Raw genomic sequence first — 11739 nt, forward strand, 5'->3', positions numbered from 1 at the left:
GGGGTCACTACACGAAAGTGATCAGATTGTCCGGGATGTAAGAACGCCTTGAGAACATGAGCCGTGCAGCGTTCCTGTGCCGGCTACTTGCCTCGCAAAACTCCTAAGTTTTGCGACACCCGGGCGCCGGATGGATACTCAAGGGATTTTGATGTTGCAAAAGTCTGTCGCGAAAGGAAACAATTTCGCGACGCCTTTTGCGACGGAGGCCCCATGCTCATCGGCTATGCGCGTGTCTCCACCGACGACCAGGATCTTTCGCAGCAGCGGGCGTCACTACAGGTGGCCGGCTGTCAGCGGATCTATGAGGAGAAGGTCTCCGGTGCGAAGCGCGACCGGCCACAGCTTGCCCGGCTGATCGACCAGCTCCGGGCTAATGATGTTGTGACGGTCACGCGCCTCGACAGGCTGGCCCGGTCAACCCGTGACCTTCTCGATATTGCGGAGCAGCTTGAGAGGGCCAGTGCAGGACTCCGCTCGCTCGCCGAGCCATGGGCCGACACCACCTCGCCGGCCGGTCGCATGGTTCTGACTGTGTTCGCTGGCATCGCCGAGTTCGAGCGTGCCCTGATTGCCGAGCGTACCGGTACGGGCCGCGTTGCGGCCAAAGCGCGCGGTGTTCGGTTCGGCCGGCCGCCGAAGCTGAGCGCCGACCAGATCGCTCTTGCCCGGCGACTGGTCGACGAAGGGAGGTCGCCCCGCGAAGCGGCCCAAATTCTCAATGTCCACCCATCAACGCTGTACCGGGCATTTGCCCCACAGTCGCCCAACGATGCCTTGACCGGTTCCTAATACCTATGCCGATTTTCTGTTCCACTGTTGCCGGTCCCCCAAGATCCGGTCATGCCGCAGCCAAAGCCAGAGGGAAGCGGCTCGGCCGCCAGCCCGGACAGCGGCCAAAGTCGGATCGGCTGGTGCCCAAGGTGCTGGCTTTGGTCGCCCAAGGGCGCATCTATCGTCTGCTCGGCCGGGAACTGGGCCTCAGCAAGAACACCGTCGCCGCCGTCGTGAAACGTGCGTGGGAGGGGAGAGGAGGTGGTGCGGAAGACTCTTCAATCTCTCCATAAACAATGAAACATGACGTTTTTTTGAAGAGCCGCATAGCCGCGCTTATGCCTCTTGACCCGGCCGAGCGGTGGGAGTAGAGGGGCGGCATCGTCACCGCATGATCGGTCGCTCCGCTTTCCCTTGGGAACCGGAGGCAGGACCGAGAAGGCAAGAGATGGACAGCCCCAGTAGTCGATCTACTCACATACTCCTGACGACGTCGATCGCGGGCTGACCTATCGCATGGGTCCGCCCGCGGTTCGGCGTCGTCGGGCCGATCAGAGGTAGACCATGGTGAAGTTCCTCACCAGTCGGATTTCCGTGCACCGCCAGCCTGCCGGGCGCCGGTGCTTTTCCGTGACGGGCGACCTGCGCCCGCCAAGTCGCTGACCCCCATCCACTCCGCCTGAATCCCCACCGGCGCTTTTGCGGCGCCGGACCCGTTTTGTCTGCCGGCCGGCCCCGTTCGGGGGCCGCGGGATGGTGTGTCATGGTCTGGATCAATACGAACATCTCGGTGAAGGCGGCCGACGCCGCACCGAACCGGTGGGACGTCGTCGCCCTGCCGCTGGTCATCGGCCTGCTGGCGCTGCTCGCAATCGGCGGTCACCAGATGGCCCTGCCGCTGGGCAGCGTCGAAGAGGTGCCGATCACGCTCGACCCCTGGATGCTGCCGGAATACGCCCTGCGTTCGACCCTGCGGATGCTGGCGGCGATGGCGGCGTCGCTGCTCTTCACCTTCACCTATGCCACGCTGGCGGCCAAGAGCCGGCGGGCCGGCATGCTGCTCATCCCGGTGCTCGACGTGCTGCAATCGGTGCCGGTGCTGGGATACATCTCCTTCACCGTCGTCTTCTTCCTGGGGCTGTTCCCCGGCAGCGTGCTGGGGGCGGAATGCGCGGCGATCTTCGCCATCTTCACCAGCCAGGCCTGGAACATGGCCTTCAGCTTCTACCAGTCGCTGCGCACCGTGCCGCGCGACCTGGACGAGGCGGCGACCGGCTTCGGCTTTTCCGGCTGGCAGCGCTTCTGGACGCTGGAGGCGCCCTATGCCGCCCCAGGTCTGGTGTGGAACATGATGATGTCGATGTCCGGCGGCTGGTTCTTCGTCGTCGCGTCGGAGGCGATCACTGTCGGCGACCGTACCATCACGCTGCCGGGTATCGGCTCCTACCTTGCCAAGGCCATCGACGGGCAGCGTCTGGACGCCGTCGGCTGGGCGGTGCTGGCGATGCTGCTGGTCATCCTGGCCTATGACCAGCTGCTGTTCCGCCCGCTGGTCGCCTGGGCCGACAAGTTCCGGGTCGAGCTGACCGGGGCGCAGGAGGTCCCGGACTCCTGGCTGCTCACCCTGTTCCAGCGCACCCGCTTCTTCCGCGCCGTCTTCGCGCCGTTCGACCGCCTGTTCGATCGGCTGGTCTGGCTGCGCCTGCCGTCCGGCGGTCTGTCGGGTGGTGCCGCGGGTAGCCTCCGCTCGGTCGGCAACCTGCTCGACCGCGTGCCGTCCCGGGCAGTCGACATGGTCTGGTATCTGCTGCTGGCGGGGACGGGCCTGTGGGCCGGCTGGTTGATGATCGCCTTCGTCGCGTCCGGCGTCGGCTGGGGTGATGTCGGCACCGTGCTGCTGCTCGGCGGTGCCACGCTGCTGCGGGTGATCGTGCTGATCGCGGTGGCGACGCTGGTCTGGGTGCCGCTGGGCGTCCTGATCGGGCTGCGGCCACGGCTGGCGGAGAGAGTCCAGCCGGCGGCCCAGTTCCTCGCCGCCTTCCCGGCCAACCTGCTGTTCCCGGTCGCGGTGGTCGTCATCGTCCGCTTCGATCTGAACCCGGATGTCTGGCTCAGCCCGCTGATGATCCTCGGCACCCAGTGGTACATCCTGTTCAACGTCATCGCCGGGGCCACCGCCTTCCCCAGCGACCTGAAGGAGGCGGCGGCCAATTTCCGCATCCGCGGCTGGCAATGGTGGCGCGACGTCATGCTGCCGGGCGTTTTCCCCTACTACGTCACCGGGGCGGTCACCGCGTCCGGCGGCTCGTGGAACGCCAGTATCGTGGCGGAGGCAGTGAACTGGGGCGACACCCGGCTGACCGCCCACGGGCTGGGCAGCTACATCGCCCAGGCTACCGAGGCCGGCGACTATCCGCGGATCGTGCTGGGCATCGCCGTCATGTCGCTGTTCGTCATCCTGTTCAACCGCCTGCTGTGGCGTCCGCTCTATGCGTTCGCCGAGCGCCGCCTGCGCCTCGCCTGAGGAGGACCCCGCCCATGCTGAACACCCGCAACACCACCCTCTTCGAACTGAGCGGCGTCCGTCAGGCCTATGCCAAGCCGTCGGGGCAGGATTACGTCGTGCTCGACAACGTCGACCTGAGCTTGCGCGACGGCGAGATCGTCGGGCTGCTCGGCCGCTCCGGCTCCGGCAAGTCGACCCTGCTGCGCATCGTCGCCGGGCTGGTGAAGCCGACCGGCGGCTCCGTCCGTCATCATGGCGAGCCGGTCACCGGTGCAACCGACGGGGTGGCGATGGTCTTTCAGACCTTCGCGCTGTTTCCCTGGCTGACGGTTTGGGAAAACGTCATGGCCGGCCTGAAGGCCAAGGGCGTGCCGGCCCGGGAGGCCGAGGCGCGGACCGAGGAGGCCATCGACCTGATCGGCCTGTCCGGTTTTGAATCCGCCTATCCCAAGGAGCTGTCCGGCGGCATGCGCCAGCGGGTGGGCTTCGCCCGCGCGCTGGTGGTCCATCCGGAAATCCTGCTGATGGACGAGCCCTTCTCGGCGCTGGACGTGCTGACGGCGGAGACGCTGCGCACCGACCTGCTCGACCTGTGGATGGAGCTGCGGCTGCCGACCAAGTCGATCCTGATGGTCACCCACAACATTGAGGAGGCGGTGCTGATGTGCGACCGCATCCTGGTCTTTTCCTCCAACCCCGGACGGGTGGCGGCGGAGATCCGTGTCGACATCCCCCACCCGCGCAATCGCTTGGACCCGCAGTTCCGCGCCATGGTGGACGACATCTATGGCAGGATGACCGCGCGCAAGCCGCTGGTGGCGCCGTCGCCGGCGGCGAAGCAGCCTCCGGCTCATGCCGTGCCGCTGGAGCATGTGTCGACCAACCTGCTGGCCGGCCTGCTGGAGACGCTGGCTTCGCCGGCCTATCACGGCAAGGCCGACCTGCCGCATCTGGCTGGTGCGCTGCAGCACGAGATCGACGACCTGTTCCCGATCGCTGAGACGCTGCAGATGCTCGGTCTGGCAGAGGTGGCGGAAGGCGACATCCATCTGACCGAGCCCGGCCGGCTGTTCGCCGACTCCGGCCTGGAGGATCGCAAGCAGCTGTTCGCGGAGCATCTGATCCGCTACGTGCCGCTGGCCGCCCATATCCACGGCCTGCTAAAGCAATCGGCGGTGCAGCGGGTGCCGAGCAGCCGCATCCGGGCCGAGCTCACCCCCTTCATGAGCGTGGATTATGCCGAGGAGACGCTGAAGGCGGTCACCAGTTGGGCGCGCTATGCCGAGCTGTTCACCTACGACGACGAAACCGAGACCTTCGCGTTCGAGGACGCGGACTGACCGCCGTGCCGGGGGAGAAAAGAATGAGCAGTGAAAAGGAAACAGTGGCGCTCGGCTCCATCCTGGCGAGCGGGGCGATGACGGTGGGCAAGTTCGGGGTCGGGCTGTCCACCGGCAGTCTCGGCTTGCTGTCGGAGGGATTGCACAGCCTGCTCGACCTTGGCGCGACGGTGATGACGTGGTTCGCCGTGCGGGTCAGCGACAAGCCGGCGGATGCCGAGCACCCCTATGGCCACGGCAAGATCGAGAGTGTCGCCGCCCTGGCGGAGACCGGGCTGCTGTTCCTGACCAGCGGCTGGATCGCCTATGAGGCGATCCGCCGGCTGATCGACGGCGGGGTGGAGGTCGAGGCGACCTGGTGGTCGGTCGCGGTTGTGGTAGTCTGCATCGCCGTCGACGCTTACCGCGCCCGCGAACTGGCGCGTGTCGCCAAGGATACCCGCAGTCAGGCATTGGAAGCCGACGCGCTGCATTTTTCCTCCGACATCCTGAGTTCGGCGGTGGTGCTGGTCGGGCTGGGGCTGGTGTGGCTCGGCTATCCCAAGGGCGACGCCCTGGCGGCCATCGGCGTGTCGGTGTTCGTCTGCCATGCCGGCTACCAGCTTGGCCGGCGGACCATCGACACGCTGATCGATGCGGCGCCGGCCGGCACGGCGGAGCGGGTCGAGGCGGTGGTGAGGGACCTGCCGGGCATCGCCGGGGTCCAGCGAGTGCGGGTCCGTCCGGCCGGCAGTGTGCTGTTCGTCGACCTCGACCTTCTGGTTGGGCGGACTCTGTCGCTCGATGCCGCAGCGGCACTTCGCGAGCAGGCAATCCAAGCTGTCCGGACGGAGATGCCGGAGGCCGAGGTGTCCGTCGCCACGCATCCGCTGGCGCTCGACGACGAGACGGTGATGGATCGTGTGGTGGTGCGCGCGGCCGGGCTGGGGCTGGCCGTTCACCACGTCACTGTCCAGCGGGTGAATGGACGTCTTGCGGTGGGCTTCGACCTGGAAGTCGACGGCTCGCTGCCGATCGAGGCAGCACATGCGCTGTCCTCGCGGCTTGAGGCTTCCATCCGGGATGAACTGGGAACGGACATCGAGGTCGAAAGCCACATCGAGCCGTTGCAGGACAGCGGCCTGACCGGTGTGGATGCCGAACCCAAGCTGTTGGGGGCCATCGCGGCGCATCTCTCCGCGTCCCTTCCGGTGACCGGTCCTCTGCGGGATGTCCACAATCTGCGGGTTCGCCGGAGCGCCGCCGGTCTGGTGGTGACGTTCCACAGCCATGTGGCGCCGGGAACGACCGTCGTGGCGGTGCATGACGCAATCGACACCCTGGAGCGCGACCTGCGCAGCCGCTGGCCGGACATTGTTCGGGTCATCGGCCACTCCGAACCCGATCACGATGACGGGCAGGCGGTGGACAAGCCGCGGGGCGGGAGAGCGACGGATGCAGCTTGACCTGTCCGACGCCGCCGTCGCGGCCACCACCTTCATCCGCTTCGCTCTCGCCTTCATTCTGGGGGCGCTGATCGGCTTCGAGCGTCAGTACCGGCAGCGGACCGCCGGGTTGCGCACCAACGTGCTGGTCGCCGTTGGGGCCGCCGCCTTCGCCGAGATCGGCATGCGGCTGCTGGGGCCTGAGGGGGCGACGCGGATCGTCGCCTATGTCGTGTCCGGCATCGGCTTTCTCGGTGCCGGCGTCATCATGAAGGAAGGAACCAACGTCCGGGGCCTGAACACCGCGGCGACCTTGTGGTGTTCGGCGGCGGTGGGGGCCTGTTCGGGCTGTGGCCTGCCGCTTGAGGCGGTGATGCTGACCTTCTTCGTGCTGGCCGGCAACACGCTGCTGCGGCCGCTGGTGAATTACGTCAACCGTCTGCCCATCGACGAGCGGGTGACCGAGGCGCTCTACCGGGTGCATGTCGTCGCCGACCCGGATGGGCTTTCGGATGTCCGCGATGCGCTCGCCAGCGAATTGGAGGCTCTCGATTATCCGATCCGCGACATCGAGCTGCTGTCCGAAAGCGAGGAACAGGTGGAACTGGCGGCCGTGCTCGTCCCCACCACCGCCAATCCCGGCGAGCTTGACCGCGCTGTTCTGAACCTGGAGAAAACGCCAGGGATCAAAAGCGCTACATGGACTGTCAGTACGACAACGTGATTGGAGGCGATGCTGGAGGCAAGCTCATTTGATTGGACCTACGGTTCGGCCGGCCGCCGAAGTTGACCGCTTACCAGATAGCTCTCGCTCGGCGCTTGGTCGATGAAGGGCGATCTCCCCGCGAAGCGGCGCGAATTCTCAACGTCCACGCATCAACGCTGTACCGAGCGTTTGCCCTTCAAACCCCCAAGGCTGCTGCCTTCGATTCCTGATTGGCCCTACGTCGATTTCCTGCTCCGCTGCTCCCCGGCCTTCAATAACACACGGTTGACTTATCCCCTCCAGGGGGATAGGTCAACACCATGAGCCATGCTAACAATCCCGATCTGAAGAACCGCTTGCGCCGGGCCGAAGGCCATCTCGCCACCATCACTCGCATGGTTGAGGAGGGACGGGATGGCATCGACATCGCCCAGCAGCTTCAAGCGGTCATCAAGGCCTTGGAGAAGGCAAAGAGCGTCCTGATCCTCGACCACATCGACCATCATCTCGAAGAGATCGTCGGCCCCATTCCTCGCGAGGACCGCGATCGGCTGTCCAAGCTTCGTGAGCTTGCCAAGTATCTCTAGGAGGCTGCCTATGTGCTGCCGTGCCGCTGTTGAACGCGCTTTTAACGAGTTGGTGAGGCGTGGCGAACCGAAGGCCCATGCCCGCGATGCGGGGTTGGCTATTTTCCAGTTTCACCACCCTGACGTTTCGGAAGGCGAAGCCAGATTGACAGTAGAACTCTGGACCCGTCCTTCCCTGCTTCATTAGGACCGACCCCATGCACTCCCAATCCATTGCCCCGTGGACTCATCAGCATGAGTTCCTCGGCGAGCATCACGGCCGCAACGAGCGGCGCATCTGGATCGTGGTCGCGCTGACTCTGGTCATGATGGTCGGTGAGATCGTCGGCGGCACGGTGTTCGGCTCACTGGCCCTGGTCGCCGACGGCTGGCACATGTCCACCCACGCGGCCGCGCTCAGCATCTCGGCGCTCGCCTACCTCTACGCCCGCCGTCATGTTCGCAACGTGCGCTTCGCCTTCGGCACCGGCAAGCTGGGCGAACTGGCCGCCTTTGCCTCCGCCATCATCCTGGCGATGATCGCCCTATTGATCGGTTACGAGAGCGTGGAGCGCCTCGCAAACCCAGTGCCCATTGCCTACGGCGAGGCCATCGCCATCGCTGTTCTGGGCCTTGCGGTCAACCTTGGAAGCGCATGGTTGCTGGGCGGCGAGCACCATCACCATGGGCACGAGCACCATCATGACCACCACGAGGATCATGATGGTGACCATCATGTTCACGGACATGTGCATGGGCATGGTGGTCATCATGCCCACGACCTGAACATGCGGTCGGCCTACATCCACGTCCTGGCCGACGCGGCGACCTCGGTCCTCGCCATCCTGGGGCTTCTGGCGGCCGGCCTGTTCGGCTGGACCTGGATGGACCCGATCGTCGGCTTGGTCGGTACCGCGGTCATCCTCAGCTGGGCCTATGGTCTTATCCGCGACGCCGGGGCGGTGCTGCTCGACACAGTGCCGGACCCGAAATTGGCTGCGGCTGTCCGTACGGCCTTGGAGACAGACGGCGACCGGGTGACCGATCTCCACCTCTGGCGGGTGGGACCGGGCCATATGGCTGCCATCGTCGCCCTGGTATCCGATCACCCCAAGCCGGTGGCCGCATACAAGGAGGGACTGGCCCACCTGCACGGCCTCAGCCACGTCACGGTGGAGGTGGTACAGTGTGGAGACAGCCACTCCGACTCTGGCCATGACCATCATCCCCATCGCCACGCAACGTGATACCGCCGATCCTGTGGCCGCCGAATCGCCCACAGGGTTCTGATTTTGTCTGCTCAACGTATATTCTCGCCCTTCCTGTGGCGGTACCCCAGCCTTGGAGTCGTATGACTATTCTCCTCTGAAAAAGACGCAATGGGAGATTGGAGAATGGCGCGTCGGCGGTTGCTGACCGAAGACCAGTGGGTAAGGCTCCTGGCAGTGCCGGACGACGAACGCGCGATGGTGCGCCACTATACGCTCAGCAGGGACGATCTCGACATCGTCACCCTCCGGCGCACGGCGCACACCCGCCTGGGCTGTGCCATTCTGCTCTGTTATCTCCATCATCCTGGGCGGATTCCTGGGCCGGACGAGCGCCCTCCCATCGCGCTGCTGGCGTTCGTCGCCCGGCAGGTGGGCGCCAAGCCTGACGATTTCATCGCCTACAGCCGACGTGACCAGAACCGGCGCGAGCAGGTTGCCGCGATCATGGCACGGACCGGCCACCGTGCCTTTGATCGAACCCTCTTTCGCGATCTTGCCGCTTGGCTGACCTCCAAAGCACAGATCGCACGGGACCCGATCATTCTGGCGACCACCCTGATCGATGAGTTCCGCCGCCGTCGCATCCTGATCCCTTCTGCGGCGATCCTGGAACTGATGCTCCATCAGGCTCGTGGCCGGGCCGAACGAATTCTGCACCGTGCCCTTGTCGATGGTGTTGACCAGCGGACAACCGACGCGCTGGACCGATTGCTGACCCTGCAGGCCGACACCGAAACGACCATGCTCGCTTGGTTGCGTCGGGTGCCGGCGGCTCCAACCGCCCGCAACATGCTGGCGGTCATTGAGCGCCTTTCTGCCTTGAAGGAACTCGGCATCGACCGGTCGCTGCGCGCTCGCGTGCCGGAGGTCGCGTTCGAGCGGCTCGCGGCCGAAGGCCTGCGGATGACGCCGCAGCATCTTCAGGATCTGGCGACGTCGCGCCGGCGTGCTGTGCTCACGGCCACTGCGATCCGCCTGGAGATGGATCTAACCGATGTCACCCTGTCGATGTTCGACAAGCTGATCGGCAGTCTGGCGCGGAAGGCCGAGCGTCGGACAGCCGAAAACACCCTGCGTTCCGTTCGCGATACCCAGACCCAACTGCGCGTGCTGCTGACCGCGTGCAAGGCGGTGATTGGCGCGCGGGAGGCCGGCGCCGATCCCTACGAGGCCGTCGACCAGGGGGTCGGCTGGTTCCGCTTCATGAAATGCGTCACCGACAGCGAAGCCCTTGCGAAGCCGGAGATCGCTGACCTGCGCACCGAGATGCTTGGCCGCTACGCGACCGTTCGAGCCTTTGCCCCCACTCTCCTCAACCGTTTCAGTTTTCTCGGCAGTCCATCGGTGACGCCGTTGCTGCGGGCGCTCGATACCATTCGCGTCGTGTACGCCGCCGGGCGCCGCACTCTGCCCGAGAAGCCACCGACCGGCTTCATCCGACGCTCCTGGCGCCCCTTCGTCATCAAGAAGGAGGGCATCGACCGGAAAGCTTACGAAATCTGCGCGCTGTCCGAACTGCGTGACCGGTTGCGGGCGGGCGACGTCTGGGTGGAGGGGAGCCGCCAGTACCGGGACTTCGAGAGTTGCCTCATGCCGCGTCCGACCTTCGACATCCTTCACGAGGAGGGGGCGTTGCCCGTGGCCGTTCCACGCAACGCCGACGGTCACCTTGCTGAAAGAGGCGCGGAACTCGACCGGATCGCCGCCGAGGTGGCCGGCCTTGCCGAAAAGGGGTTGCTTGAAGACGTTGACCTGTCCGACGGCGAACTCCGCATCACGCCGATCCGGGACACGACCCCACCGGAGGCCGAAGAGCTCGGCCGCCGAGCTTACGATCTCATGCCACGGGTCAAGATCACCGATCTTCTGCTGGAAGTGGATGGCTGGACCGACTTCTCCGGCTGCTTCACGCACCAACGGAGCGGCCGTCCCGCCGACGACAGGGCGGCAACGCTGACCGCTGTGCTGGCTGATGGCATCAACCTCGGGCTGTCCCGGATGGCCGAAGCCTGCCGGGGGGCATCCATGCGGCAACTGGCCTGGATGCACGACTGGCACATCCGCTACGATACCTACATGGTGGCGCTCGCCCGCATCATCGACACGCATCGAGCCTTGCCGTTGGCTGCCGTCTGGGGTGACGGCAGCACGTCATCCTCCGATGGGCAATTCTACCGTGCTGGCGGCCGCGGCGAAGCCGTCGGCGATGTGAACGCCCATCATGGCAACGAGCCGGGCATCGCCTTCTACACCCACATCTCCGATCAGTACGGCCCCTTCCACACCAAGGTGATCGCAGCGACCGCCAGCGAGGCACCGCATGTCATCGACGGCCTTCTCCATCACCAGAGCGGCTTGGACATCGAGGAGCACTACACGGACACCGGAGGCGCAAGCGATCACGTTTTCGGCCTGTGTGCCCTGCTCGGATTCCGTTTCGCCCCGCGCATACGCGATTTGAAGGACCGGAGGCTTTACCTGCTGCCCGGTCGGGAAGCACCCGACATTCTGCGGCCCTTGGTTGGCGGAACCATCGACATCGAGCACCTCACGGCCAATTGGACGGAGTTGTTGCGACTGGCGACCTCGATCCGCTCGGGCACCGCGACGGCCTCGGCCATGCTGCGGCGGCTCTCGGCTTACCCGCGCCAGAATGGCTTGGCCCTGGCTCTGCGAGAACTCGGCCGTGTCGAGCGGACCGCGTTCACCTTACAGTGGCTGCGTGATCCCGCCCTCCGCCGGCGCGCCAACGCCGGCCTCAACAAGGGAGAGGCTCGGAACGCCCTGGCCAGGGCAATCTTCTTCAATCGCCTGGGTGAGATGCGCGATCGCAGCTTCGAAAACCAGGTCTTCCGGGCATCGGGGCTGAACCTGCTGCTATCCGCTATCATCCTGTGGAACACACGCTATCTCGAAGCTGCCTTCGCCGAACTGGCAAGCCAAGGGCATGGCGTAACCCCCGAGTTGATGCGGCATGTGGCGCCTCTGGGATGGGAGCATATCGGCCTCACCGGTGACTATGTCTGGGGAGCCGAACCCCTTCCAGAAGCCGGCCTCAGGCCATTGCGGAGATTGCAGTCCCTGCTCGCAGCATAAGTTCTATTTTCGTTCCTACATCCCGGACAATCTGATCACTTTCGTGTAGTGACCCC

General features: G+C 65.3%; 9 protein-coding genes and 1 pseudogene. All 10 read left to right on the forward strand.

Annotation, left to right across the window (positions count from 1 at the left end):
- The first annotated feature begins 213 nt into the window (after positions 1-213).
- The 10 genes and pseudogenes from FZ983_RS33620 (at position 214) to FZ983_RS33665 (ending at position 11683) form a co-directional block, all read left to right on the forward strand.
- Positions 214-792, forward strand: a complete 579-nt coding sequence (locus FZ983_RS33620) for a recombinase family protein (RefSeq protein ID WP_098734481.1) — start codon at positions 214-216, stop codon at positions 790-792.
- Positions 793-833: 41 nt separating this feature from the next.
- Positions 834-1067 (forward strand): annotated as a pseudogene (locus FZ983_RS34950) (hypothetical protein); the annotation flags it as partial.
- A 470-nt stretch (positions 1068-1537) separates the two neighbouring features.
- On the forward strand, positions 1538-3298 hold the full coding sequence (locus FZ983_RS33630; protein ID WP_098734482.1) for an ABC transporter permease subunit: 1761 nt from the start codon (positions 1538-1540) through the stop codon (positions 3296-3298).
- Positions 3299-3312: 14 nt separating this feature from the next.
- Positions 3313-4620 (forward strand): nitrate/sulfonate/bicarbonate ABC transporter ATP-binding protein, encoded by a 1308-nt coding sequence (locus tag FZ983_RS33635; protein WP_098734483.1) that lies wholly within the window; start codon positions 3313-3315, stop codon positions 4618-4620.
- A 23-nt stretch (positions 4621-4643) separates the two neighbouring features.
- Positions 4644-6065, forward strand: coding sequence for a cation diffusion facilitator family transporter (locus tag FZ983_RS33640; RefSeq protein WP_098734484.1), 1422 nt, complete (start codon positions 4644-4646; stop codon positions 6063-6065).
- Positions 6055-6768 (forward strand): MgtC/SapB family protein, encoded by a 714-nt coding sequence (locus FZ983_RS33645; protein WP_098734485.1) that lies wholly within the window; start codon positions 6055-6057, stop codon positions 6766-6768. Before FZ983_RS33640 ends, FZ983_RS33645 begins: the two co-directional genes overlap by 11 nt.
- 32 nt (positions 6769-6800) lie before the next feature.
- Complete coding sequence (locus FZ983_RS33650) at positions 6801-6980, forward strand: helix-turn-helix domain-containing protein (protein WP_280177178.1); 180 nt, start codon at positions 6801-6803, stop codon at positions 6978-6980.
- 90 nt (positions 6981-7070) lie between these two features.
- Positions 7071-7337 (forward strand): metal-sensing transcriptional repressor, encoded by a 267-nt coding sequence (locus FZ983_RS33655; protein ID WP_098734486.1) that lies wholly within the window; start codon positions 7071-7073, stop codon positions 7335-7337.
- A 197-nt stretch (positions 7338-7534) separates the two neighbouring features.
- Positions 7535-8563: a CDF family Co(II)/Ni(II) efflux transporter DmeF gene (dmeF, locus tag FZ983_RS33660; protein WP_098734487.1), complete on the forward strand. Its 1029-nt coding sequence runs from the start codon at positions 7535-7537 to the stop codon at positions 8561-8563.
- A 147-nt stretch (positions 8564-8710) separates the two neighbouring features.
- Positions 8711-11683, forward strand: coding sequence for a Tn3 family transposase (locus tag FZ983_RS33665; protein WP_098734506.1), 2973 nt, complete (start codon positions 8711-8713; stop codon positions 11681-11683).
- Positions 11684-11739 lie beyond the last annotated feature (56 nt).

This window comes from Azospirillum sp. B21, from assembly GCF_008364825.1.
Taxonomy (GTDB): Bacteria; Pseudomonadota; Alphaproteobacteria; order Azospirillales; family Azospirillaceae; genus Azospirillum.